The 26,459-nt window shown below is 40.6% G+C and carries 23 protein-coding genes and 3 tRNA genes; 5 read left to right on the top strand and 21 right to left on the bottom strand.

The annotated features are described in order from the left end of the window. Positions 1 to 56 precede the first annotated feature (56 nt). The 7 genes from lon to BCU57_RS03810 form a co-directional block, all read right to left on the bottom strand. The gene (gene lon, locus BCU57_RS03840; protein ID WP_102440518.1) at positions 57 to 2,408 is read right to left on the bottom strand and encodes an endopeptidase La; all 2,352 of its coding nucleotides are present in this window, start codon (positions 2,406 to 2,408) and stop codon (positions 57 to 59) included. A gap of 130 nt (positions 2,409 to 2,538) precedes the next feature. After that, the gene (clpX, locus tag BCU57_RS03835; RefSeq protein ID WP_076536985.1) at positions 2,539 to 3,819 is read right to left on the bottom strand and encodes an ATP-dependent protease ATP-binding subunit ClpX; all 1,281 of its coding nucleotides are present in this window, start codon (positions 3,817 to 3,819) and stop codon (positions 2,539 to 2,541) included. Positions 3,820 to 3,945: 126 nt separating this feature from the next. Then, positions 3,946 to 4,557 carry an ATP-dependent Clp endopeptidase proteolytic subunit ClpP gene (gene clpP / locus BCU57_RS03830; RefSeq protein WP_076536986.1) on the bottom strand — a complete coding sequence of 204 codons (612 nt, stop codon included), beginning with the start codon at positions 4,555 to 4,557 and terminating at the stop codon, positions 3,946 to 3,948. A 90-nt stretch (positions 4,558 to 4,647) separates the two neighbouring features. Further along, complete coding sequence (gene tig, locus BCU57_RS03825) at positions 4,648 to 5,952, bottom strand: trigger factor (protein ID WP_102440517.1); 1,305 nt, start codon at positions 5,950 to 5,952, stop codon at positions 4,648 to 4,650. 285 nt (positions 5,953 to 6,237) lie between these two features. After that, positions 6,238 to 6,313: transfer RNA gene (locus BCU57_RS03820), tRNA-His, on the bottom strand. Positions 6,314 to 6,320: 7 nt separating this feature from the next. Continuing rightward, positions 6,321 to 6,397, bottom strand: a tRNA-Arg gene (locus BCU57_RS03815). Between the two features lie 111 nt (positions 6,398 to 6,508). Beyond that, positions 6,509 to 6,585 (bottom strand) — tRNA-Pro (locus BCU57_RS03810). A gap of 251 nt (positions 6,586 to 6,836) precedes the next feature. Between BCU57_RS03810 and folD the strand changes: the two genes are divergently transcribed. Further along, on the top strand, positions 6,837 to 7,691 hold the full coding sequence (folD, locus tag BCU57_RS03805) for a bifunctional methylenetetrahydrofolate dehydrogenase/methenyltetrahydrofolate cyclohydrolase FolD (protein WP_102440516.1): 855 nt from the start codon (positions 6,837 to 6,839) through the stop codon (positions 7,689 to 7,691). Between the two features lie 85 nt (positions 7,692 to 7,776). On the opposite strand, the gene cysS is transcribed toward folD, so the two are convergent. Beyond that, positions 7,777 to 9,159 (bottom strand): cysteine--tRNA ligase, encoded by a 1,383-nt coding sequence (gene cysS, locus BCU57_RS03800; RefSeq protein WP_102440515.1) that lies wholly within the window; start codon positions 9,157 to 9,159, stop codon positions 7,777 to 7,779. A 143-nt stretch (positions 9,160 to 9,302) separates the two neighbouring features. Here cysS and BCU57_RS03795 point away from each other — a divergent pair, with 143 nt between their 5' ends. Both BCU57_RS03795 and BCU57_RS03790 read left to right on the top strand, forming a co-directional pair. Continuing rightward, complete coding sequence (locus BCU57_RS03795) at positions 9,303 to 9,797, top strand: peptidylprolyl isomerase (protein WP_102440514.1); 495 nt, start codon at positions 9,303 to 9,305, stop codon at positions 9,795 to 9,797. Positions 9,798 to 9,803: 6 nt separating this feature from the next. Next, a complete protein-coding gene (locus BCU57_RS03790; RefSeq protein ID WP_102440513.1) occupies positions 9,804 to 10,520 on the top strand; it encodes a UDP-2,3-diacylglucosamine diphosphatase in 717 nt (238 codons plus the stop codon). 28 nt (positions 10,521 to 10,548) lie between these two features. Here BCU57_RS03790 and miaE read toward each other — a convergent pair whose 3' ends face one another. Continuing rightward, entirely contained in the window at positions 10,549 to 11,307 is a 759-nt protein-coding gene (miaE, locus tag BCU57_RS03785) for a tRNA isopentenyl-2-thiomethyl-A-37 hydroxylase MiaE (protein WP_102440573.1), read from the bottom strand. A gap of 493 nt (positions 11,308 to 11,800) precedes the next feature. Here miaE and BCU57_RS03780 point away from each other — a divergent pair, with 493 nt between their 5' ends. Together BCU57_RS03780 and BCU57_RS03775 are read left to right on the top strand one after the other, a co-directional pair. Continuing rightward, complete coding sequence (locus tag BCU57_RS03780) at positions 11,801 to 12,397, top strand: Yip1 family protein (RefSeq protein WP_102440512.1); 597 nt, start codon at positions 11,801 to 11,803, stop codon at positions 12,395 to 12,397. An 86-nt stretch (positions 12,398 to 12,483) separates the two neighbouring features. After that, entirely contained in the window at positions 12,484 to 13,542 is a 1,059-nt protein-coding gene (locus BCU57_RS03775; RefSeq protein ID WP_102440511.1) for a glucosaminidase domain-containing protein, read from the top strand. Positions 13,543 to 13,630: 88 nt separating this feature from the next. On the opposite strand, the gene glnS is transcribed toward BCU57_RS03775, so the two are convergent. The 12 genes from glnS to BCU57_RS03715 all read right to left on the bottom strand — a co-directional run bounded on the left by glnS (position 13,631) and on the right by BCU57_RS03715 (position 26,178). Then, entirely contained in the window at positions 13,631 to 15,301 is a 1,671-nt protein-coding gene (glnS, locus tag BCU57_RS03770) for a glutamine--tRNA ligase (RefSeq protein WP_102440510.1), read from the bottom strand. A gap of 154 nt (positions 15,302 to 15,455) precedes the next feature. Next, a complete protein-coding gene (gene feoB, locus BCU57_RS03765) occupies positions 15,456 to 17,750 on the bottom strand; it encodes a Fe(2+) transporter permease subunit FeoB (protein WP_102440509.1) in 2,295 nt (764 codons plus the stop codon). Continuing rightward, positions 17,743 to 17,982, bottom strand: coding sequence for a FeoA family protein (locus BCU57_RS03760; RefSeq protein ID WP_076537007.1), 240 nt, complete (start codon positions 17,980 to 17,982; stop codon positions 17,743 to 17,745). The genes feoB and BCU57_RS03760 overlap by 8 nt, the downstream gene beginning before the upstream one ends. A 223-nt stretch (positions 17,983 to 18,205) precedes the next feature. Continuing rightward, on the bottom strand, positions 18,206 to 18,739 hold the full coding sequence (locus BCU57_RS03755; RefSeq protein ID WP_102440508.1) for a GNAT family N-acetyltransferase: 534 nt from the start codon (positions 18,737 to 18,739) through the stop codon (positions 18,206 to 18,208). Positions 18,740 to 18,797: 58 nt separating this feature from the next. Next, positions 18,798 to 19,076, bottom strand: a complete 279-nt coding sequence (locus BCU57_RS03750) for a peptidylprolyl isomerase (protein WP_076537011.1) — start codon at positions 19,074 to 19,076, stop codon at positions 18,798 to 18,800. A 117-nt stretch (positions 19,077 to 19,193) separates the two neighbouring features. Beyond that, complete coding sequence (locus BCU57_RS03745) at positions 19,194 to 21,020, bottom strand: DUF885 domain-containing protein (protein ID WP_102440507.1); 1,827 nt, start codon at positions 21,018 to 21,020, stop codon at positions 19,194 to 19,196. Positions 21,021 to 21,222: 202 nt separating this feature from the next. Further along, on the bottom strand, positions 21,223 to 22,473 hold the full coding sequence (locus BCU57_RS03740; RefSeq protein WP_102436069.1) for a tetratricopeptide repeat protein: 1,251 nt from the start codon (positions 22,471 to 22,473) through the stop codon (positions 21,223 to 21,225). Then, positions 22,473 to 23,093, bottom strand: a complete 621-nt coding sequence (locus BCU57_RS03735; protein WP_076537016.1) for an energy transducer TonB — start codon at positions 23,091 to 23,093, stop codon at positions 22,473 to 22,475. Before BCU57_RS03735 ends, BCU57_RS03740 begins: the two co-directional genes overlap by 1 nt. A gap of 1 nt (position 23,094) precedes the next feature. Next, positions 23,095 to 23,499, bottom strand: a complete 405-nt coding sequence (locus BCU57_RS03730; protein ID WP_076537018.1) for an ExbD/TolR family protein — start codon at positions 23,497 to 23,499, stop codon at positions 23,095 to 23,097. Positions 23,500 to 23,513: 14 nt separating this feature from the next. Further along, positions 23,514 to 24,041 carry a MotA/TolQ/ExbB proton channel family protein gene (locus BCU57_RS03725; protein WP_076537019.1) on the bottom strand — a complete coding sequence of 176 codons (528 nt, stop codon included), beginning with the start codon at positions 24,039 to 24,041 and terminating at the stop codon, positions 23,514 to 23,516. Then, the gene (locus BCU57_RS03720; protein WP_102436071.1) at positions 24,041 to 25,396 is read right to left on the bottom strand and encodes a MotA/TolQ/ExbB proton channel family protein; all 1,356 of its coding nucleotides are present in this window, start codon (positions 25,394 to 25,396) and stop codon (positions 24,041 to 24,043) included. The genes BCU57_RS03725 and BCU57_RS03720 overlap by 1 nt, the downstream gene beginning before the upstream one ends. Continuing rightward, positions 25,396 to 26,178: a DUF3450 domain-containing protein gene (locus tag BCU57_RS03715; RefSeq protein WP_102436074.1), complete on the bottom strand. Its 783-nt coding sequence runs from the start codon at positions 26,176 to 26,178 to the stop codon at positions 25,396 to 25,398. Before BCU57_RS03715 ends, BCU57_RS03720 begins: the two co-directional genes overlap by 1 nt. Positions 26,179 to 26,459: the final 281 nt, after the last annotated feature.

Genomic DNA, 26,459 nt, shown 5'->3' with positions numbered 1-26,459 from the left:
GTTAAGCCCCTTTTTTCATTTTTTTTGGGTTACTAGCAAGTTTTCTTACTGATTAGTTACTTTTTGACCACTTCGAAGCCTTTAACAGGTCTTTCTAAGGCCAATTCAAGGACTTCCTCGACCCACCTTACAGGGTGGATCTTTAAATCAGCAATCACATTTGCTGGAATTTCTTCTAAATCACGCTCATTTTCTTTAGGAATAAGCACAACTTTTATCCCACCGCGATGCGCCGCAAGCAGTTTCTCTTTCAGGCCACCAATTGGTAACACTTCACCACGAAGGGTAATTTCACCCGTCATCGCTACGTCACTTTTAACCGGGTTGCCGGTTAAACTTGATACTAAAGCAGTACACATTGCCGCACCTGCTGAAGGACCATCTTTTGGCGTTGCACCTTCTGGTACATGAACATGGATATCACGCTTTTCATAAAAGTCGTTATTGATCCCCAACTGCTCTGCGCGGCCTCTAACAACGGTCATTGCAGCTTGAATTGACTCTTGCATCACGTCACCTAGCGAACCGGTATAAGCAAGTTTGCCTTTACCTGGCACCGAAGTGGCTTCAATGGTCAGTAAATCACCACCAACTTGAGTCCATGCAAGGCCAGTAACTTGACCAATTTGATTGTTAGATTCAGCTTTACCGTAATCAAAGCGCTGCACACCTAAGAAAGACTTCAGGTTATCTTGATCCACAACAACGGTTTTCACTGACTTATCAAGCAAAATCATTTTTACGACTTTACGACAAACTTTAGACAGCTCACGCTCTAATGAACGCACGCCAGCTTCACGGGTGTAATAACGGATCATGCCAATAATGGCACTGTCTTCTATGGTTATCTCACTCGCTTTTAAGCCATTACGCTCAATCTGTTTGGTTAATAAATGCTTCTTAGCAATATTAAGCTTTTCATCTTCGGTGTAACCCGATAAACGGATCACTTCCATACGGTCAAGTAATGGTCCAGGGATATCCATTGAGTTTGAGGTAGCGACAAACATTACGTCTGATAAGTCGTAATCCACTTCAAGGTAATGATCGTTAAATGCTGAGTTTTGTTCAGGATCTAATACTTCTAATAATGCTGACGATGGATCGCCGCGCATATCAGAACTCATTTTATCAATTTCATCTAATAGGAATAATGGGTTTTTAACGCCCACTTTAGCCATTTTTTGAATGACTTTACCTGGCATAGAACCAATATAAGTACGACGATGACCACGGATCTCGGCTTCATCACGCACACCACCTAATGCAACACGCACATACTTACGACCTGTCGCCTTTGCAATTGACTGACCGAGTGACGTTTTACCGACACCTGGTGGGCCCACTAGACAAAGAATTGGCCCTTTAAGCTGTTTAACACGGCTTTGTACCGCAAGATACTCTAAAATGCGCTCTTTAACCTTCTCAAGCCCATGGTGATCGGTATCAAGAATGGCTTCAGCTTTTGATAAATCACGCTTAATTTTAGAACGCTGACTCCAAGGTACCGAGGTCATCCAATCGACATAGCTTCTGACAACAGTCGCTTCTGCAGACATTGGAGACATCATCTTCAGTTTGTTTAACTCAGCTTCGGCTTTTTCTTTGGCTTCTGCTGGCATTTTAGCCTCAGTGATCTTCCGAGCTAATACTTCAAACTCATCTTGGCCTTCATCAAGATCGCCTAATTCTTTTTGAATGGCTTTCATTTGCTCATTCAAATAGTATTCGCGTTGACTCTTTTCCATTTGTTTCTTAACGCGGCCACGGATGCGTTTTTCAACTTGTAATAAGTCAATCTCGCCTTCCATCATCGCCATTAAGTATTCAAGGCGCTCACCAACATTAATCATCTCAAGCACAGACTGTTTGTCTTCTAGCTTAAGTGGCATATGCGCCGCCATGGTGTCAGCAAGGCGCGCTGCTTCTTCAATACCGGTTAATGAAGTGAGCACTTCAGGCGGTATTTTCTTGTTAAGCTTGATGTAACCTTCAAATTGACTGATTGCACTGCGGACTAAGACTTCTTCTTCTTTGTCAGCTAAGTCTTCAGAAGCTAAGTATTCAGCTGTCGCGACAAAGAATTCATCTTCTTGGGTGTAAGCGGTTACTTTTGCACGCTGACCACCTTCAACTAAGACTTTAACAGTCCCGTCAGGTAGTTTTAATAACTGCAAAATTGAGGCTACGGTACCGACGTCGAAAATATCTTCTTTTGTTGGCTCGTCTAAATCAGCTTCTCGCTGTGCGACCAATAAAATTTGCTTGTCTTGTTCCATTGCCGATTCGAGACAACGAATAGATTTCTCTCGTCCGACGAACAACGGAATTACCATATGGGGATAAACCACTACATCTCGCAGTGGCAGCACGGGGAGTTCGATATGCGCTTCACGCTCTTGGGTCATAGTTCGATTCCGTTTGATGAATGGATTTTATAAGTCAGTATATTGGGATGTTTCTCAAACTTTCAATGGTTAATACGAAAAAAGGAGCCCAATGGACTCCTTATTTTTAATAAAAGACTAAATCGTCTATTTATTGTTCACCACCAGCAACTTGGCTTTCGGCATTTTCGTAAATTAGGATTGGTGCGGATTCGCCTTTTACTACAGACTCATCAACAACGGCCTTAATCACGCCTTCCACTGAAGGGATGTCATACATGGTATCGAGTAAAATATCTTCGATAATTGAACGAAGTCCACGAGCACCGGTTTTACGGGTCATTGCTTTATGAGCAATGGCTTTAAGCGCATCTTCGCGGAACTCTAACTCAACATCTTCCATCTCAAATAAGGCACCATATTGCTTAGTAAGTGCATTTTTAGGTTGAGATAAGATTTGAACCAATGCAGATTCATCTAATTCAGTTAGCGTCGCAACAACAGGTAAACGACCGATAAACTCTGGGATCAAACCAAATTTAATTAAATCTTCTGGTTCAACCTTACCTAATGTTTGCGAGATAGTCGCTTTATCTGCATCACCTTTAACTTCAGCGCCAAAACCGATACCAGTACCTGTTAAGCCACGTTGCTCAATAACTTTTTCAAGCCCAGCAAACGCACCACCACAAATAAATAAGATCTTTGAAGTATCAACTTGCAAAAACTCTTGTTGTGGATGCTTACGACCACCTTGAGGTGGCACAGAAGCAACAGTACCTTCAATTAGTTTTAGTAGCGCCTGCTGAACACCTTCACCCGATACATCACGAGTTATAGAAGGATTGTCAGATTTACGACTAATCTTGTCGATTTCATCGATGTAAACAATACCACGTTCCGCTTTTTCAACGTCGTAATCACATTTTTGCAGAAGTTTCTGAATAATGTTTTCAACGTCTTCACCCACATAACCTGCTTCAGTTAATGTGGTTGCATCAGCCATAGTAAACGGCACATCAAGTGAACGCGCTAAGGTTTCAGCCAGTAATGTTTTACCACTACCTGTAGGCCCAATAAGTAAGATATTACTTTTACCAAGCTCAACACCTTCAATCGGCGTACCATTACGTAAGCGCTTATAGTGATTATAAACCGCTACCGATAGCACCTTTTTTGCCTGATTCTGACCAATGACGTAATCATCGAGGTGATTACGTAATTCGTGTGGCGTTGGTAATTGGTCTTGATCGCGTTTAGGCGAAATTTCTTTTATCTCTTCACGAATTATGTCATTACATAACTCGACACATTCGTCACAAACATATACTGAAGGTCCAGCAATTAGCTTTCTAACTTCATGTTGGCTTTTCCCGCAAAAAGAGCAGTACAGCAGCTTACCGCTGTCACCGGAATTTTTGTTATCGCCCATTAACTCTACCTCTGTTACAGCCTAGACACTGTCTGTAGAAAACCATCTGTACTGTTTAAATGCACAAACACAGTCTTATATTTTAATACTCTATTCTTCAAAGAATAGCGCACTCAGGCGTAAAGATCAGCTACGCTTTTCAAAAACTGAATCAACTAAACCATAATCGGCTGCTTCTTGAGCACTCATGAAGTTATCACGGTCAGTATCACGTTCAATGATTTCCATTGGTTGACCGGTATGTTCCGCCAACATTTGGTTCAATTTGTTCTTAATGCCAAGAATTTCTTGAGCATGAATTGCAATATCTGAAGCCTGACCTTGGAAACCGCCTAATGGTTGGTGGATCATCACGCGAGAATTAGGTAAACAATGACGTTTGCCTTTTGCGCCACCAGCAAGTAAAAAAGCGCCCATGCTTGCTGCTTGACCAATACATACTGTACTGACATTTGGCTTGATAAACTGCATGGTGTCATAAATCGCCATGCCGGCTGTTACTGAGCCTCCTGGCGAGTTAATGTAAATTGAAATATCTTTGTCTGGGCTTTCTGATTCTAGGAACAATAATTGCGCCACGATCAAATTAGCCATGTGTTCTTCAACCTGGCCAACCAAGAAAATTACACGCTCTTTTAATAAACGAGAGTAAATATCATATGAACGCTCACCTTTTGCTGTTTGTTCAACAACCATAGGTACGAGAGCATTGAGTACAGATTCTGGCGCTTTATGCATTTTATACTTTCCCTAAAATAAAAATGGCTCGTATGAGAACCTCATACGAGCCATTATAAATGGCGAACCGCCAATCAAGTCAAGCGAAGGTTACGCTTTACCTGTTGCCTTGTTCATAAATTCTTCAAAAGCAACTTCTTTTAGAGTTACTTTTGCTGATTTTAATAGCACTTCAACAGCTTGCTCTTCAAGAGCTACGTTACGCATGTTCTGCATAAGCTCTTTGTTGCCATTGTAGTATTCAACAACTTCAGTTGGATCTTCGTAAGCAGAAGCCATTGAAGCGATTAAACCTTGAACGCGCTCATCTTCAGCTTGAAGTTCATTCGTTTTGATTACTTCGCCTAATAATAGACCAACTTTAACGCGACGCTCAGCTTGCTCAGTGAATAGATCAGCTGGAAGCTCAGGCATGTTTTCAGCTTGACCACCAAAACGTTGCATAGCTTGTTGACGAAGAACATTCACTTCACCGTCTACAAGTGCTTTAGGGATAGTGATGTCGTTAGCAGCTAATAAGCCTTCGATAACTTGCTCTTTAACATTCGCTTTAAGCGCTTGATCAAGTTCACGAGTCATGTTTTTACGGATTTCAGCTTTAAGGGCTTCTAGGCCACCTTCAGCAATACCGAATAATGAAGCGAACTCGTCATTCACTTCTGGTAATTCTGCAGCTTGAACTTCGGTAAGAGTAATAACGAAATTAGCCGCTTTACCTTTTAAGTTTTCAGCGTGGTAATCTTCAGGGAAAGTGACTTCAACTTCAAATTCTTCACCGGCTTTATGACCAATGATGCCAGTTTCAAAACCTGGAATCATACGGTTGCTACCAAGCTCAAGTTCGAAATCGTCAGCTTTGCCACCTTCAAATTCTTCACCTTCAACTGAACCAACAAAGTTCATTTTAACTTTGTTGCCTTCTTCAGCAGCAGTTTCAACTACAGCGAAAGTAGCGTGTTGCTTGCGAAGCGTTTCAATCATGGTGTCAACGTCAGCGTCATTAACTTCAGCTTGTGGTTGTTCAACAGCGATTGCATCTAAACCAGTTAATTCAACTTCTGGGTAGATTTCAAAAGTAGCAACGAACTCGAAGTTCTCGCCTTCTGCTTTACTAGGAGCAAATACTGGTGCGCCAGCTGGGTTTAGTTTTTCTGCCATGATAGCTTCAATGAAGTTGCGTTGCATAACTTCACCGGTCACATCTTGACGGATAGCTTTACCGTAACGTTGGTTGATTACTGATACTGGTACTTTACCTGGACGGAAACCAGAGATCTTTGCACGCTTCGCTTCACGTAATAAATTGTCTTTAACTAATTTCTCAATTTGCTCAGCAGGTACAGAAATTGTTAGGCGACGTTCTAGGCCTTGAGTTGTTTCAACAGAAACTTGCATTGTTTTACCTCGAAATATGTCTGACGTCCTTTGTAATAGTCGAAAACTCAACTATTAAATATTCATTTCTTGATGATTAATGTTTACTAATAAAAGTAGTGATACAGCAGCGTTTAAGCGCTGTTACCCGTAGTAATCCGTATTAGATATTTATCAAGACGCGACATTATAGCGACCGTTTACTGCCGAGTCGAGTCTGAAAACGCGGTTAAATGGGGATTTTAGACATAAAAAAAGCGACCTTAGGTCGCTTTTTCTACAACTGTGCATTATCAATGCAAAATTTGGGGTGACTGATGGGGCTCGAACCCACGACAACCGGAATCACAATCCGGGGCTCTACCAACTGAGCTACAATCACCATAATTTGGTACGCCCGGCAGGATTCGAACCTGCGACCACCCGCTTAGAAGGCGGGTGCTCTATCCAACTGAGCTACGGGCGCATGGTTTACAGATAAATCTGTATATCCTACTAACGTGATAAGTTGCTTTGGTTAACAACTTATCTTTTTACAGCTTATTCATAAAACCGAAGCTTTACAAATAAATAAATTTGGTCGGTGATAGAGGATTCGAACCTCTGACCCTCTCGTCCCAAACGAGATGCGCTACCGGGCTGCGCTAATCACCGAGATGTTCAATGCTACAATGTTTATTTTCTTTAAACACCTTCGCTGTGAGAACGGAGCGCATATTAACGAGTCACTTTCCTATCGTCAACGATTTTTTTGACAAACTTGTTCAGCTGCTGTTTTAACAAACAAAAAATTCTGTTTTTAAAAAATCACTAAGGCAATATTCATGACATGACTTTAGCTGACTGATAGAATACGCTTCGTTAATTTCGTCTTATTATCGCGCCATAAAGGAAACTATACCCCCATGACTGCCCAAAATATTGATGGCAAAGCGATCGCTCAATCTATTCGAATCACTTTAAAAGAAAAAGTACTTGCCCGTAAAGAAGCAGGTAAAAGAATTCCTGGCTTAGCGGTCATCTTAGTTGGTGCAGATGCTGCGTCACAAGTCTATGTAGGAAGTAAGCGCCGCGCGTGTGAAGAAGTCGGCTTTCAATCTTATTCATATGATTTAGAGACCACGGCCACTGAAGCAGAATTGTTAGCCTTAATTGATCAATGCAATGATGACCCTAAAATTGATGGCATTTTAGTGCAACTGCCATTACCTGCACACATTGAAGAATCTAAAGTCATTGAGCAAATTCGCCCTGATAAAGATGTTGATGGTTTCCACCCTTATAATGTCGGCCGACTTGCTCAGCGCATCCCAGTGCTGCGTTCATGTACGCCAAAAGGCATTATGACCTTGATCAACTCAACGGGTGTAGATACATATGGTCTTGATGCAACGATTGTTGGCGCGTCTAATATTGTCGGTAGACCAATGACATTGGAGCTACTACTTGCAGGCTGTACTACGACCACCTGTCATCGCTTTACTAAAAACCTTGAACAAAAGGTACGCCAAGCTGACTTGTTGATTGTTGCAGTAGGTAAACCTGGTTTTATTGCTGGTGATTGGATTAAACCTGGTGCGATTGTTATCGATGTGGGCATTAACCGCTTAGACAATGGCCGCTTAGTGGGTGATGTAGAATTTGACCTTGCTGCTGAGAAAGCGGCATTCATTACCCCAGTACCCGGTGGTGTAGGTCCGATGACAATTGCCAGCTTACTAGAAAATACCTTATATGCTGCTGAGACTTACCACGACTAAACCTTTGTTTAATCAGAGTTAATAATTGTATTAACTAAAAAAGCCTGCTAATGCAGGCTTTTTTATGGCGGATTAAACTTAGACGTTACTTTTTACGCCAAGTTGTTACACCATTTTCGCCATCTTCCAGAATAACCCCAAGGGCATTTAGTCTATCTCTAGCGATATCTGCAGCAGGCCAATCTTTTTCAGCGCGGGCGCGATTACGTTCAACGATCAAGGCCTCAATTTCAGCGACTTCATCATCACTGCCCTCGCCTTGGAAATAAACATCAACATCGTTGCTGATAATGCCTAGCACGTCTGTTAATTGCTTAAGGCTAACACCTAAGGCGCTGGCTTGCGCCATATCAACTGATTTAAGACGGTTAATCTCACGTACCATATCAAAGATAACCGAGTAGGCTTCTGGTGTATTAAAATCATCATCCATCGCCAGTTTAAATTTACCGACATACTCAGGTGCAGCTGCTGGAGAAACTGATAAATCTAAGCCTTTTAGCGAAGTATAAATACGTTCTAAAGCCGACTTAGCTTGCTTTAAATTATCTTCAGAATAATTTAGCTGGCTACGATAGTGACCCGATAATAAGAAGTAACGTACTGTTTCTGGATCGTAATGTTCTAACACATCTCTGATTGTGAAGAAGTTGCCCAGTGATTTAGACATTTTTTCTTTATCAACCATCACCATGCCAGTATGCATCCAGTAGTTGACATACTTTGAGCCATGAGCACAGCAAGACTGCGCAATTTCGTTTTCATGATGTGGGAACTGTAAATCGCTACCGCCGCCATGAATATCAAAGTTTTCACCTAAGTGTTTGCCATTCATTGCAGAACATTCAATGTGCCAGCCAGGACGACCAGGCCCCCATGGAGACTCCCACGTTGGTTCGCCAGGTTTTGACATTTTCCACAAAACAAAATCCATAGGATTACGTTTAGCAGCTTCCACTTCAACGCGCGCGCCAGCTTGAAGCTGTTCAAGGTTTTGTCCTGATAAGCGGCCATATTCCGCAAATGAAGCCACACTAAAGAGCACATCGCCATTGTCAGCAACATAAGCATGCTCTTTAGCGATGAGTGTCTGCACCATTTCGATGATCTCATCAATATGCAGGGTCGCTCTTGGTTCGAAATCTGGGCGTAGCATATTTAATGAATCAAAATCATTGTGCATCTCACCAATCAAACGCTCAGTGAGTGAGTCACAACTTTCGTTATTTTCAGCGGCGCGTTTAATGATTTTATCGTCGACATCGGTGATGTTACGTAAGTAGTTCACCGCATAGCCACTATAACGTAAGTAGCGAACTATCATATCGAAAGACACAAAAGTACGACCATGACCAATGTGACATAAATCATATATGGTGATCCCACATACATACATGTCAATCTTGCCAGGGTTAATCGGTTTAAACTCTTGCTTTTCACGACTCATACTATTGTAAATTTTCAACATCGATGGTTCTCTTTTACTCTTAATAAAACTCAATTTAATTGCCACAAAGTCTACCATGAGCAACACTGTTTTGAACACTGCACTTTAAGCCTCACGTAAGATAAGTTAGAATCGCGCAACAATTTTTATCTAGGTAATTAAATATGATCACTTTGCACACAAATATGGGCGACATCAAAATCGCTTTAAATGCTGAAAAAGCACCTTTAACTGTTGAAAGCTTCATTAAGTACGTAAAAGAAGGTTTCTACGACGGTACTATTTTTCACCGTGTGATTGATGGTTTCATGGTACAAGGTGGTGGCTTTACTGAAGATATGGTTCAGAAAACCCCTCATGCTGCAGTTAAAAATGAAGCGAACAACGGCTTATCAAACAAAGTCGGTACCTTAGCGATGGCGCGTACATCTGATCCGCATTCAGCAACATCACAGTTTTTTATCAATGTGAATGACAACACTTTCTTAGACTTTAAAGCCGAAACATCTCAAGGCTGGGGCTATTGTGTATTCGCTGAAGTTGTTGAAGGTTTTGATATTGTAGAGAAAATCAAAACTGTTAGCACAGGTAACCGTGGCATGCATCAAGACGTACCACTAGAAGCTGTTATCATTAACAGTGCAAGCATTGCTGAATAATCATTAATGCAGACTGTTTTTATGGGCGATTTGCACTTAAGTGCAGACCGCCCAGATATTAGCCAAGCTTTTATTCGCTACCTCAACTCAGATCTTTCTGATGTTGAAGCGATTTATATCATCGGTGACTTGTTTGAAGTCTGGACCAGTGATGATATTGCCGAGCCCTTTACTGACGAAATAGCCACCCATCTAAAACGTGTCGCCACAAGCATCCCTATTTATTTTATCCACGGTAATCGAGATTTTATGATTGGCAAATCATTTGCTCGTAAAGCTGGAATGATCATACTCCCAGAAGTTGTCGAGTTAGATTTGTATGGGATAAAAACAGTAGTCTTGCATGGTGATAGCCTTTGCACGCTCGATAAGGCTTATCAAAGATTTAGAAGCTTCAGAAATTCATCATTCGTGAAATGGATTTACCGTAACTTGCCTAAATCAACGCGACAGAACATCGCTGCTGATATTCGCAAAAAAAGTCAAAAAAGCAATCAACAAAAAAGCTATACCATTATGGATGTTGAGCAATCAGCCGTTGACAGCCTACTGCTAAAAACCAACTGCCAAAGAATGATCCATGGCCATACCCATCGTCCGGCAATACATCAATTAGCCGATAACAAGCAGCGCATTGTGGTTGGTGACTGGTACGAGCAAGGCAGCATACTGATTGTCGACCAATACACTGCCAATCTTGAACAACTGCCCTTGCTAACTTGAGGACTTCAAATACCGCAAGGATATAGTGTTAATTGGGTAAACCACTGTGGAATTTAAAATCGGTATCAGGGGTTAAAATAAGCTCAGCTTCAACCTCGGTCAAAAACCTTACTCTGTCACTAATATCTTTATCCGATACTACCTCGGCCAACGTCAGGTAATCTTGGTAGTGACGAGCTTCAGAGCGAAGTAGCGATACGTAGAATTTACTTAATTCTTCATCCAGATGCGGGGCAAGTTTGGCAAAACGTTCACAAGATCTGGCCTCAATTAGTGCACCAATAATTAACTTATCGACTAATGCATCTGGCTCGAAGGTTTTAACATGTTTCAGTAAGCCTTTGGCATAACGTCCGGCCTCTATTAGCTCATACTGTACCTGTTTTTTTTCCATCAACTCCATTACTTGATAGAAATGATGTAATTCTTCTTTGATCAGCAATACCATTTTATCAACTAACTCTTGACCATAAACACAGCCTTCACGCACTGTGATTTGTTTGCTGACGTTACTTTTTCCTTTAAGAGAGGCTAAATCGCCGACCTTTTTATAGGCAAACTCTTCGTATGGCTTTATCCATTGGGATAACTGCTCAGCACTGGGTTTATCAACCGCGTATTTCCTAATTAAAAACATCGCGCTTTGGGCGGCTTTTAACTCACAAATCATATGATCACGAAGAATGATGGATAAGTTTTCAGGCTTGCTGGCCATTTCAATCCACTTATCAGGTGTTTCACAATTCAAAAAAGAGTAAATCGGCTCAAGTAAACCCTGCTCATACATCATTGAAGTACCACTAAATATTTTATGTGCCGCCATTGTATTAAAAAAATGAAACAGATACGACAACCCATCTGCATATTCTAAGATTGCATTAAGCAGCAAATAGATATTTAACAATCATCAACTAAGTTACATTAACGTCGAATATTTACATATAAATCGACAATCTAAAGAGAAAAATACTGCATGAGCTAACTTCTGATGAGCTTATTAGCTTTTTATACTGATAAAACAACAATAGCACTTGACGAATGGCCGCTAATGTTCAATAAATAGTCTATACATCTGCGTAACAATAGTTGCTTAAGTTGTATTTCAATCACCTTTAATGGATAAGCTTCGATAGGGATGAAGTTATTACTTAAACGGCTCACTAGTAACGAGTGCATTAAGTATGTGTAGGACTGATTAAGGCGATTGATATATGGGGCTATGATCAGTTCGTCTGAAGTTTGGCGAGCTATGTATGAAATGCTAAACAAGGATAATAACAATGATATTGAATCACCTAATGGGGCTATACACTCATCCGAAACAAGAGTGGCAAACAATTGAACGTAATCACGAGGCAGTTAAAAGCAGCCTTAGTCATATCTTACTTATCGCCTTAATCCCTGCTGTGTGCAGTTTTGTAGCAACCGCTTATATAGGCTGGCATCCTGCTAACGGCGAGCTACTATTTCTCACTCCACAAAGCGCCATGTTCATGTCAGTGGGTATGTACTTTGGCCTCATTGCTGGCGTATTTGCACTGGCATATTTATCTTATTGGATGGCAAAAACCTTTGATGCCGCACCAACCTTCACTCAAGCACTTGAGTTAGCCGCCTATACCGCTACACCATTATTTATGGTTGGCATATCAGCGCTATACCCTGTGTTATGGTTTATGATGTTAGTGGGCCTTGCAGGCTTAGCCTACTCAGTATATCTACTTTATGCTGGTGTCCCCATCATTATGAATATCCCTGAAGAAAAAGGCTTTATTTACGCAAGTTCAGTCGTTACTGCAGGTTTAGTGCTATTGGTCGGATTAATGGGCACTAGCGTTATATTATGGAGCTTAGGCTTAGGACCTATGATGCAGTAAATGTTTTTGTACTATATTTAAAAGGCGCTTTCGCGCCTTTTTTGTTATGGCTCGGCCCATAAAGTGAGTTTGAACTAAGGTGATATATGACCCAAAATACCTATCAAAAAATCCTTTTTGTATTGCTGCTTCTAGCGGGTTTATTTGCCATCAACTACTGGGTTAAGTCATCCACTACAGAAAATGAGACTGATACTACTGGTACAAACGCGACTAAATCTCCAACAGCAACAATTGAGCCAGATGTTAATCATCAATATATAGATGCCGCAAACAACAAACTCACAACTAAAAAACCGCAAACCAAGGCCTCAACAGAGATTATTTTAAACTCGCTCGATCAATTAATTGAATTATTCGACTCGTTAAATTACAACAAACAAAGCTGGGATGCCGGTGTAAGGGAAGTACCTCGATTAACCTTTGATAGCGTGAGTGAGAATTGGCAAAAAACCTCAAATGAGATCCCTGTACAGGTTAAGAAAATGGTTTTTTTCAGATTAATGGCGCCATTAATATTACTCAGTAATGAAAATATTATTTTAGAGCGAAAATGGGTGAAACAGGCTGAGCTAACCGATAACAAGCTTATTGATATCGCAACAAAATACAAGGTCATCCCCGATAAGCAAACACCATTAACTCAAGATTTGCGAAAACAACTGCTTAAGCGCGTAGACATCATGCCGCCGTCATTAGTGCTAGCCCAAGCGGCTGAAGAAAGCGGCTGGGCGACATCGCGATTTACCGTTGAAGGTAACGCCTTTTTTGGCCAGTGGGATTTCAGTGGCAACGGCATGGCTCCTAAAAAGCAAAGAACAGAGTTAGGCAATTACGGTTTAGCACGATTTAATACTCCGCAAGCATCCGTTGAGGGCTATATGCTAAATATCAATACCCATGCAGCCTACCTTAAACTGAGACAAATGAGACAGCAATTACGTTATGAGAAAAAACCGATTACAGGCCTTAAATTAGTCACCACATTAGATAAATATTCCGAACGTGGCCAAGCCTATATTGATAGTATCCAGCAGATGATCCGTTACAACAAACTTGATCAAGTGGACGCCGCCTATTTAAGTGATGGTGCGCCAATACACTTAATTTCCGCAAATAACCAAGCAAGTTCTACTGATGATTAACCAAAAAAATGCCAGAACAATATTGTTCTGGCATTTTTATTAACTGACTTAGGGATAAACTACCCCCAGTAAAAGCTACAGGTAAACTTTAAGCAAAAGAATCACGTAGTGCCACAGTTAAGTTAAACACTAAAGCCTCTTTTGATGAATCCTTGTTATCAGCGCAGAAGTAACCTTCACGTTCAAACTGGTACGCTTTTTCTGCCACTGCATTGGCTAAGCTTGCTTCAGCGACACCCTTAAGCACAGTTAAAGAGTCATCGCTTAACACTTCGTCTAAGGTTTCAAAAGCTGCTGGAGACGCTTCAGTAAATAAACGGTGGTATAAACGAAATTCAGCTGGTTTGGCCGTTGTCGCTTCAACCCAATGAATAACACCTTTAACTTTGCGGCCATCACTTGGGTTCTTACCCAATGTTTCATTGTCGTAAGTACAATAAACAGTGGTGACATTACCGTCTTCATCTTGATCAAAACGTTCAGCTTTAATCACATAAGCATTACGTAAACGAACTTCTTTACCAAGTACTAAACGCTTAAAATGCTTATTAGCAGACTCTTTAAAGTCTTCGGCATCGATGAATAACTCTTTACCAAATGCAATTTCGCGGGTACCCATTTCAGGTTTATTCGGATGCATTGGGGCATTAATTATTTCAGGTGTATCCGACGGGTAGTTTTCAATTACCACTTTAATCGGTCTTAACACAGCCATGGCACGAGGTGCATTTTCGTTGAGCTCTTCACGAATACACGCATCAAGCACGCCACCTTCAATAAGGTTTTCTTGCTTTGTAACACCGATACGTTGGCAGAATTCACGAATAGACGCCGGAGTATAACCGCGACGGCGTAAACCTGCGATAGTTGGCATACGAGGATCATCCCAACCAGACACGATTTCACGCGTTACTAAATCGTTCAATTTACGTTTCGACATCATGGTGTATTCAAGGTTAAGTCTTGAAAATTCATACTGACGTGTACGGTTTGGTTGATTAAAATCATCTAAATGATCTAACACCCAATCATACAAACGACGGTTGTCTTGGAACTCTAAAGTACATAACGAATGAGTGATGTTTTCAATCGCATCTGAAATACAGTGAGTAAAGTCGTACATTGGGTAAATGCACCACTTATCGCCTGTTTGATGATGGTGAGCAAAACGAATACGGTAAATAACCGGATCACGCATACACATGAATGGTGAAGCCATATCGATTTTAGCCCGCAGTGCACACTCACCCTCTTTGAATTCACCTGCACGCATTTTTTCAAATAGGTTCAAGTTTTCTTCAACTGAGGTATCACGGTAAGGGCTATTTTTACCAGGTGCTTTTAATGTGCCACGGTACTCGCGTGTTTCTTCAGCATTTAAGAAGCACACATAAGCTAAACCTTTTGAGATTAGCTCAACCGCATATTGATGTAATTGATCGAAGTAATTCGAAGAATAACGAACTTCACCTGACCATTTAAAACCTAACCAACGTACATCATCCTGAATAGAATGAACATAATCGATGTCTTCCTTTTCAGGGTTAGTATCATCAAAACGTAAGTTACATTGACCTTGATAATCTTGTGCTATGCCAAAATTTAAACAAATAGACTTTGCATGGCCAATGTGTAAAAAACCATTTGGCTCTGGCGGAAAACGGGTTTGCACACTGGTGTGTTTACCACTTTTTAAGTCTTCATCAATAATATTACGAATGAAGTTACTTGGACGTACTTCGTTGTCCACTTGGCTCATGGAGTTCCTCTTGGTGCACGATGGTGAAATTTATGACCTTTGATGATCCTACAGATTTACGCGAGTTACAATGCCTGTTTGCTAAAAATAACCCTCAAAAAACAAAAAACCAGCATTTCGTAAAATGCTGGTTTTAATTTGAACACAAAATCTCTTATTCAGTGATGATTTTAATTCCTGGGATAATCTGTTGACTCTTTTTACCTTGCTTTTTAAGCCAGAAATAAAAGCCCACTAGCGCAATAGAAAAGAATGAAATCCACCCGATAGATTGCACTGGATGCTTAGCAATATTGGCACCTTGATATACTACCGTTGCACTGCCATAAGCTAATGCAAAGGTCCATAGCGCAGCAAATCGAGCCCACTTAGCACCAAACTCATTCACTAATGCGCCCATTGCCGCAACACAAGGCGTGTATAGCAAGATGAAGAGCAAATATGAGAATGCTGCAATTTTGGTTGTGAAACCAGCTTGCAGTGCACTGAATGTTGAACTATCAACTTCAAGCTCTGCAGCGGCTTCTTCTAAATTTTCGACATTTCCAACATCAATTGATAAAGGATCTTCAGGGGCAATACCCAATAAGTTTTCAGGGATAGTACTTAATGCCTCAGAAAAACTTTCAGACAGACTCGCTAACTCTTCATCTTCGCCTGCTGGCGTGGCATATAAGCTGTTTAATGTGCCAACAACCGCCTCTTTTGCAAAAATACCAGTGATAATACCTACTGTTGCAGGCCAGTTATCTTGCTCTACACCCATTGGTGAGAAAAATGGTGTTACTTTTTGGCTTAATACACTTAGTACTGACTCGTTACTGTCTTCATGGCCGAAACTACCATCGGTACCAATTGCATTGACAAAATTCAGTAGCGTCACCACGATAACAATGGTTTTACCGGCACCTAAAATAAAACTTTTAGTACGTTTAACTGTGCGAGAGAAAACTGCTTTCGCTTTTGGCATTTCATAACTAGGCAGTTCCATCACTACCGCGCTGCTTGAACCTGGCAATACTGTGCTGCGAAGTAATAAACCGGTACCAATAGCAGCAAAAATACCAATGATATACAGTAAAAATACTAAGTTTTGACCTGAATCAGGAAAGAACGCCGCAGCAAATAGAGCATAAACAGGAAGACGAGCACCACATGACATAAAGGGTGCCATCATGCCGGTAACGATTCTTTCGCGCTCACTACCTAAAGTGCGTGTTGCCATAATGGCAGGTACAGAACAACCAAAACCGACAATCATTGGTACAAACGCTTTGCCGGGTAGACCAATGCGTCTCATTAATCCATCAACGACAAATGCAGCACGAGACATGTAACCCGATGCTTCAAGTACTGATAAAGCAAGAAATAGTGCTGCAATAACCGGTATAAAGGTGGCCACGGTTTGAATGCCCTGACCTATACCGCCAGCAATAATTGTCACTAACCATACTGGAGCACCAATTGTGGTTAACAATGCACCTAAATGATCGACAAAAATAGCCCCAGCTGTAATATCAAAAAAGTCAATAAACGAGCTACCAACATTGATACTGAACATGAACATTAAATACATCACTAACAAAAACACCGGAACACCGAGTGCTGGATGTAAAATCAATTTATCGAGCTTGTCACTGGTGCTTTCAAACTCACCCACTTCGACAGAATGGCTAAATACTTTTTCAACAAAGTCAAAACGCGTAGTCGCAACAAGTACTTCAACGTCTGTACCTGATTGTTCAGCAATTTTAGTGCAATCATTAACTACGTCTTTTAAACTGGTGTTATTACACTGCCCGCAACCATTGCCGTTACCTAACATGGCTAGTGCGCGTCCGCGACTTAAATCACTTGCATGTTGTTGCAGGGTTTGTACGCCCGCTTCAATACTTTCATCATAATTAAGAATTAAAGCAGACTCTGAAATTTCGCCTTTGAGTAACTTTAAGACTTGATCTTGAACCTGTTTAACATCGTTTAGTTCTCGTGAACAAACGGCAATAACAGGGCAACCAAGCTCTGCAGACATTTTCTTAAGGTTGACTTCGATACCTAATTTTTTAGCCGCATCAATTTTATTCAACACCACAACCATTGGAATACCCAGCTCTCTTAATTGAACTGTGAGGTAAAGATGTCGTTCGATATTGGTTGCGTCCACAAGATTGATGATGCCATCAATTCTTTGTTCGGCGAGATATTGCTGGGCGATTTGTTCATCTAAAGAACAGTCACAGCTATTTCCTGCCGGTAATAAATCATAAATACCTGGTAAATCCGTCAAATGGATATTGGTGTTATCAAGAGTGAAATAACCGGTTTTCTTTTCTACCGTTACGCCAGACCAATTACCCACCTGCTGATTAGAGCCCGTTAATGCATTAAACAGCGTTGACTTGCCTGCATTAGGATTACCTACGGTGACGCAATGAAATTCTTTAGTCATTTGTTTTTACTACCTCAATAACATCCGCTAAATCACGGCGCATACATAAACGGCTACCACGTAAATCTAATTCAACTCCTGAACCCATCGGCGCTCTGCGTAACATTTTAAATGACGTATGAGGAGTGATGCCCATAGAGAGTAATTTACGCTTTACTGTTTGAGGTAAAGAGAGTTGGCCAACCTCTGCAATCTTAGCGCTATCGCCGGGATTGAGTTCACTAAGCTTCATAAAGCAGTTACCTTGGGATTATAAATATGAATTACACTAATTTTATATGAGCTAACTAAGCAAAACCTTTACCTAGATCATGTTTTACGAGTGCAAACGAGAATGGTTTTCAATTGTATTGTCAATTATGTGATAAAAGCCCAAAAGAAAATAGTGCTTTGAGTATTATATTTTGATAACGGCTAAATTGGCTGCTTATATGAGGTGTTTGTTTACTTAAATGTTAACGAGTGTCTTGAGTAAGTAGGCCAAAAGTAAATTCATCATGCCAATCGGGGCCTATTTTATAATTTTGTCTTAAGCAGCCTTCAGTAATAAAACCACAAGCCGTCATTACCTTGGCTGAAGCGAGATTGTTAGTTGAACAGATACCAATATACTTGTGGACCCCAAATTGATGGATCCCCCAATCAATAACTGCGTTTAAGCTTTCAGTAGCGTAACCTTGACCGGACATCTCAGGTGCTATGATATAACCTACCTCAGCACGCCTTAGCAAGGCATCATCACAATGAAAACCTGTAAAACCAATAAAAGCACCGGTGTGAATATCTTCAATCACTAACGTTAACCACTCTCCTAAATCAAACTCCCACGGTGCAAGTCTTGAATTAAATTTCTGTTTAATGGCTAACTCAGTCATTGGCTCACAGATATATTGGATGACATCAGGATTTTGATACAGGCGGTTAAAACTGTCCCAATCCTCCTTGATTAAGGTTCTAATTTTTAATCTGTCAGTATATAACGCAATCATTAAGTGGTGACCTCCAATAAAAAAGGCAGCCTAAGCTGCCTTAATCAACATAAGGCGTTTAGCCTCTGCTGGTTACTTCTAATAAATGGTAACCAAATTGAGTTTTAACTGGGCCTTGTACTTCATTTAAAGGCGCGCTAAATACGACTTCATCAAACTCACGAACCATCATACCTGGACCGAAAGAGCCAAGTTCTCCACCTTGTGCACCTGATGGACATGATGAATGGGCTTTAGCAATTTCAGCGAAGTCTGCACCTGCTATGATTTGCTGCTTAAGCGTTTCACATTGTTCTTCAGAACTCACAAGAAGATGCCTAGCTGTTGCCTGTACCATTTATAGCTCCTTTGGCAATTGATGCCATTAATTAGTCATTTTTTTATAAAAAATAAAAGGGAGCATAAATTGCTCCCTTGTTACTCAGATTACATTTACTAAACTATCAGTTATTGGTTATTTTGCCAATTCGGATTCAATCCAGCGGGCAATTTTTTTCTCCATGACTGCCATAGGTAACGAACCGGTTGTTAAAATTTGATCATGAAAGCCCTTAAGATCAAATTTATCACTAAGCTGGGCTTCAGCATCAGCACGTAATCTTAAAATAGTCAGCTGACCAATTTTGTAAGATAACGCCTGACCAGGGATAGCCATATAACGTTCTACTTCTGCAATAATGTCAGACTCTGCCATTGGCGAGTTGTCCTTCATATACTGAATAGCTTGCTCACGGCTCCAGCCTTTAGCATGTAAGCCAGTATCAACCACCAACCGCATTGCACGGAGCATTTCATCAGATAGCTTACCAAAGTACTGATAAGGATCGCTGAATAAGCCCATTTCGATGCCTAAGTACTCAGCATATAATGCCCAGCCTTCTTCAAATGCAGTATAACCTTGGAAACGTTGGAACTCAGGAATACCGGTTAACTCTTGTTTAATGGCAATTTGAAAGTGATGCCCAGGCGCGGCTTCATGTAAAGAAAGCGTTGTCATGCCCCACTTAGGCTGTGCTTTTAAATTAAAGGTATTAATATAAAACACACCAGGACGTGAGCCATCTACCGCAGGAGATTGATAAGAAGCCCCTGCTGCTGATTTTTCTCTAAAGCTTTCAACAGGTTTAACAACATAATCAGCTTTTGGCATCACGTTAAAGTATTTAGGTAACTCTTTATTGATGTCATCTTTTAGTGCCATATAGCCATCAATTAAGCCTTGGCGCTCACTAAAGAAATATTCTGGATCACTTGAAAGTGATGCGAAGAAAGCGCTTAAATCACCTTCAAAGCCAACTTGTTCACGTACTGTATCCATTTCAGTTAAAATGCGTTTTACTTCTGAAAGACCAATTTGATGAATTTCATCAACCGGCATTTTAGTGGTGGTATGACTATTTGCTAGCGTTTGATACCACTCTTTACCATTAGGTAATCCCCACCAACCATCAGAAGCTCTTGCGTAGGAAAGATAACTATCTTTAAAATAATTTCTTAAATCTGTTAAAGCTGGAATTAACTGAGATTGAATAAGCTTACTGTACTCTGCTGTTAATTGAGTCTTATCTTGCTCACTAAAGTCTTCAGGCATGATATTAATTGGTGCATAAAATAAGCTTTGCTTAGCCTCTTTAACCAATTGAGCATCTAACTGCGGGATAATACGTTCAACCAAGACTTTAGGTAACACAACTTTACTGGCGATCCCCTCATCCATTCTTGCTTGAGCCAGGCCTATCCAATTGATAAAACCTGCAAGACGACCTAACCAGTTGTTATAATCTTCAACGGTGTTAAAAGGCTGGGCACTTTCACCACTGCCCAATTGGATCATGCTGATAACCGTACTGTAAAACTGATTCATTGGCATAAAATGCTCAGGATACGACTCGGCAACAAGATCCATATGACGGTCATACATGAACATATCAAAGCTTAATTGTAAATCTGCAGGAAGTTCATTTGCATTAATTGATTTTGCTCGTTTTAGAAACTGACTATTTAGTTCATGTCGTTGTTTTAGGTAAGCCTCAGTTAATGAACCACCAAACTCAGCGTTGTAATCATTAACCCCTACATAGGTTGCATAGATAGGTTCTAATGCTAACAGTGCTTTAAAGTAATCATCCGCTAAAGCATTATATGCTTGTGCTGCTGTCTGGCTACTTTGTTGCGCGCTTTGTAGACTTGCGGTGCTTGAGTTGTTTGGACTTGTTTGCTCGCTGCATGCTTGAAGCGATAATAAAGAAGCAATAGCAACGGTCAGTAATGTTTTTTTCATCATCAGATCCCTGTCAGAGCCACAAATTTAGCGGCCTTAAAATATGATTTATCTTTTTAGTTATTATTTACAATGTATCGCAATTAGTTGTTATTAGTTAGCAAATAATTGTAACTGAGAATAACAATCTATTCTCTTTATACCTAAAAATGCGACTCAAAAAAAAAGCCCCTTGAAAGGGGCTTTTTTCAAATTAACCAGATTACAAAGTAATATTGTTAATTCGCGCTTTTTCTTTGATATAAGAAATATAGCTGTTAGCGCTGCGCTTCGTTTTGCTGTGTTTAGCAGCACGATTTGCGCGCTTATAAGCAGACTTATATTGCTTCAAACTTAAATGGGCTAAAGTTAACTCAAGTTCAGCTTCACCTGGCTCATCCAAACCTGCTGCAAGTGCTTTTTCAAACACAGGAATTGCAGCTTTAGGCTCTTCAGCGATAGCAAGAATTTTACCTTGTTTAAGGTATAACTCAGCATCACCAGATAACTCAGCAGCTTGACCATATAATTTGGCTGCTTGCTTGAAGTTTTTAGCATTATGGTAGAAACCCGCTAAGATTTTAATCGACTTTTCAGTCTCTTTAATCATTCCCGATTTCATGTGTTTTTCATAAAGCTTAGCAGCGTTATACGGCGCACCATTTTGCGACATAAGTTGTGCTAGACGAGTAATGTTACCATCAGACTCTAGAAAACCATTTTTATAAGCTAAATCATAAGTGGCTAATGACTTGGTATAATCTTCAGTCATCAAATAAAATTGCGCTAACTGTACCCAAAGACGTTTATCATCTTGGAACAGCGGTACCATAATTTCGAGTACCTTTACCGCTTCTTTATACTTCTTTTGATTGAAGTATGCAGTTAATTTCATTTGATAAAGGCCTTTATCAGGCTTCTCTACTAGAGAAAGTCCTTTATCGGCAACTTCAAGTACTTTATCCCACTGCTTAAGTTCGCTGTATGCAATACCGATACGACGGTATACAACAGGGTCGACTTTACAAGTAAAGTCCATCCACTTGTAGTAGTAAGGAATAGCGTCTTTAAACTTCTTTTCTTGTAGTAATAAGTCAGCATACAAACGTAATGTTGCTGCGTGATCTGTACCACCAAGAATGTCAGCATCTACAGCTGTTTTTAAATACTTGATTGACGTTGCCATTTGACCTTTTTCAGCATAGAAAGAACCGATCATTCGTCCTATATACGCTGCATCAAAATCATTTTTGGTATTCACTTCAAGCAAAATTTCAATTGCTTGGTCCAAACGTCCTTCTGTGTATTCTTCGAAAGCTTTTTGAACTTTCTTACCAGCACTAGCACCAACTGCACGAGATTGACGCTCATCAATTGGACATTTTTCAGCTGCTTGAGCAGTTGAAACTGTGAGTAGCGAACTACCACACAAAGTTAGTAGCAACGCACTAGCGATTTTATTTACTTTACGCATTATCTACCTCCTTTATCCAATGTGAAATCAAGTTGTACAGTCATACCAGGAACCTTCATAGCCTTACCATCAATGATTTTAGGCTTGTATTTCCATTTCTTTAACGCACGAACTGCTTCGCGGTCAAAAATACGTTTAGGTTCTGCTTTAATAACTTTAACGTCTTCGATGCCACCTAATTCGTTGATGGTAAATGAAAGTTGTACATAACCTTCTTTACCATCACGTGCTGCAGCAATTGGGTATTGAGGGTCAATACGTACAATTGGTGTTGCATCACCGTCACGTGTCATCATGTTACCAAGTTTAAAACCTGTGCTAGCACCGCCAGCGACAACACCACTCATGTTAAATGCCATATTCGTATCAATATCTGATGACGTATCTGGCGGAGTAGTATCCGGTTTCGGTGGTTGCTCAGGTGGTGCTGGTGGCTTAGGTTTAACCCTAGGCTTATCCTGCACTTTCGTATCCTGCTTATCCATACTGATCTCAATAATAGGAGAATCAGTTGAAGTGTCGGCGCGTTTAGCGCCGCCACCGACCAAGAAGGCCATGAAGACAAACAGGGCGAAAGTAACAGCAGCACCAACTATGAGTGATACTATTGCTCTCAGCATATTAGTCTTTCCCCGCTGAAATCGAGATTTTGTCGATACCCGCTTTCTTTACGTTGTCCATAACCTTAACTACAAGGCCATGTTCTGCTTCTTGGTCTGCTTCGATTAATACAGCCGCTTCTGGTGCTTCAGCTAACATACGCTCTACGTTCGCTGTTACACGCTCGATGTCAACCTGACGGTTTTCCATCTTAATTACGCCTGTCTTACTCACACCAATAAAGATGTTTGCAGATTTTTGTTGTGTCGCTGTAGAAGCTTCAGGTTTCTTATAATCAAGACCTGATGGCTTAATGAACGAAGTCGTCACAATAAAGAAGATCAACATGATAAACACGATGTCGAGCATCGGAGTCATATCTACTTGTGCTTCTTCTTCTACACTAAAATGCTTTTTACGTGCCATTTTCAATACTCTCTCTAGTGGTGTGGCAAGCTATCTTTTAGCTTTTCGAGACTAATTTTCAATTTTGCATCTAATCGAGTGCTAAAAAATACACCTGATAGTGCTGCTACCATTCCTGCCATTGTCGGCATGGTTGCCATTGAAATACCAGCCGCCATCATACGAGCGTTACTCGTACCATGAACTGCCATCACATCGAACACTGCTATCATTCCGGTTACGGTACCTAGTAGACCAATCATTGGACAAATGGCTACTAATGTTTTGATAAGCAGCATACGAGCATTCATATCTTGCTTAGCTTGGGACACCCAAGCTTCACGGATACGGTGTGCATACCAAGAGGTTGAATCCTCTCTATTATTCCATGCGTTGATAATCGCTTTATGCTCTTTTGGTGCAGTTAAATTGATATACCAAAAACGCTCAAGCATTAACACCCACATTAGAAATAGCACTGCCGCTACCAACCAGAGGATATCTCCTCCGGTGGCCATGAAGCCCCTGACAGAGTCCCAAACATCCATCAGGATTAGCATCATTAGTCAGCCCTCTTCTCAGCGTGCTCTGCAATGATACCAGCGCTTTGTTCTTCAAGAACTTGAACTACTGACTTGCTACGAGCGATAACAACTGCGTGCATAAGCATTAGAGGAAGTGCAGCAACAAGACCTTGTACCGTTGTCATCAATGCCATAGAGATACCACCTGCCATTAGACGTGGATCACCAGTACCGAACAATTGAATTGTTTGGAAGGTTGCAATCATACCGGTTACTGTACCAAGTAGACCCATCATAGGCGCGATAGCTGCTAGAACTTTAATGATTGAAATACGTGCTTCTAGAGCTGGCGTTTCTTTCAAAATAGCTTCATCAAGTTTAAGTTCAAGCGTTTCAACATCAACGTCTTTGTTTTCTTGATAAACTTTAAGTACACGACCTAATGCGTTATTACCTGGGTTTGCAGTATCTTTACGTTGAGCTTTAACTTTAGCACCAACAATATAAAGAGTAACTAAACGCTCAATTGAAATTAGCGCACCAAGAACAAGTAAACCGATGATGATGTAACCAATTGGTCCACCCGCTTCAATACGCTCTTCGATTGTCGCTTTTTGAGTGAATACACTTAGTAACACACCACGTGCAGGGTCAACAAACAGCTTTTCATAGCCAGAAGTCGCACTTGTAAATGACTTAACACTTGATACTTGTGCACTACCTGGTTGCTGTGAAAGCTCTTGGATTAGACCAAGGTCAGCGTTGTAAACAACGTATTTGCCATCAGCAAGTAAGTTATATGCACCAACACGAGTAACTGTAGTATTAGTAACACCGCCATCTAAACCTGTTACATCAGCATCGAAAGTAACAACTTTACCAGATTCGACCATTTCAAAAAGTTGAGCTTCCCAGAATTGTTCTAGCTCATTAATTTTTGGAAGTTCTTTACGAGCACCAAGTTCTGCAATAAATGCATCACGGCCAGGGAACTGTGCAGTAATGTTAGAACCAACTAACTTACCAGCAAAGTCACCTGCTTCACCTTTAACAACACCGAACATTTCGCCTAAGTCACCAGAAGCAATCTTACGATCTTCTTCTAATTGTGCGATTTTACGTTCGTTATCAGTAAATGCTTGCGCTAGATCTTTACCACGTTGTCTTTCAGCTGCAAGCGCTGATTTTTCACGTTTAAGAAGAGCAGCTTTATCGCCACGCTCATTTAAGAACTCTGCTTCACGCTTCTTATTGGTTTTAGTCGCATTAGCACGGTCTGTTTGAACTTGCTTTAATAGTTGTTCAATCGTTTTTGGTGCATCTGCAGCGCTAACCATACCTGATGTTAGTGACAGAGTTGCAGCAACGATTGTTGTAGTAATAAACTTTTTCATTATTGTGCAGCCTCCGCAGCAGGGATTGGTAAGGCGAATAGATCAGGAGCACCTTGACCACGAGCCTGTTTAATAGCTTTGCTTAAGTTACGAAGATAGCTATCTTCTAACACATCCCAACCTTTAGTTTCTGCGTTATACATCCAAGCTGACTTTTGGTCTTGGCTTTGAGCGTATAGGCTTACACGACCGAAGTTTAAGAAATCAACTAGAATTTCTTTACCATCAATTTGTAATTGACCAGTTTCTGCAATTAACTTAGAACCATATTCACGTTCAATGTTATACGCATCTAAGATCAAGCGGTACTTTTCAGCAAGTGTTACTTCAGCGCTATTTAATGTATCTTTTAAGCGTTGAACACGAGCTTCACGAGCGTCTTTGTTAAATGGTAAGTCTAAAGCGATAAATTGCTCTAAAGCGTCTACCATTTTAAACATTAAAGGAACAACACCTTGTCTAAGAGCATCAACACCGTCGATATCGTCTTGGATAAGTTTCATTGTCGCCTGTTGGTCTGCAACCAATCCGGCAACATAGTCATTGTATGATTTTAAAGATTCGCGTTCGTCAGCAACTGAGCCATACTCAAAAAGCATGTCTTGTGCTTGATCAAAATACTTATCAACTTTGTTTTGCGACGCAGCAGCATCAGCATGAATTTTGCCGTCTGCTTTTTGTACGTCACTTAGAGGATCTGCAATCACGAAGTTGCTGCTAGCTAATGCAAGCGCGCCAACAAGTGCAGTAGCGATTTTTGTTCTATTGCTTACCTTGGACATAGTTCCCAACCAATTTATAGTGAATTAGAAAGCTTTAACTCGAAAGTAACAACTGCGATTTTATTGTTAACCGATGTTGCACTCACTAAGTGTATCTTTCTCTTGTGATTGTTAGTTTTTTCTTCCCTATTCTATACCCGCTAAGGCATAGACCCGCTCGCATCATTTCACAAAATGTTGACCTGTGTCAACAATTGAGGACATCAAAAACTAGTATAAATCTAGCTTCCTTTACCATACTGAACTCAAATGCTCTTTTTTCATACTATACATACACCAAA

Source organism: Shewanella sp. 10N.286.48.B5, from assembly GCF_002874355.2.
In the GTDB taxonomy this organism is placed as follows: Bacteria; Pseudomonadota; Gammaproteobacteria; order Enterobacterales; family Shewanellaceae; genus Shewanella.
Note: the sequence above shows the minus strand (reverse complement) of the source record. Positions and strands in the feature narration are given on the sequence as shown.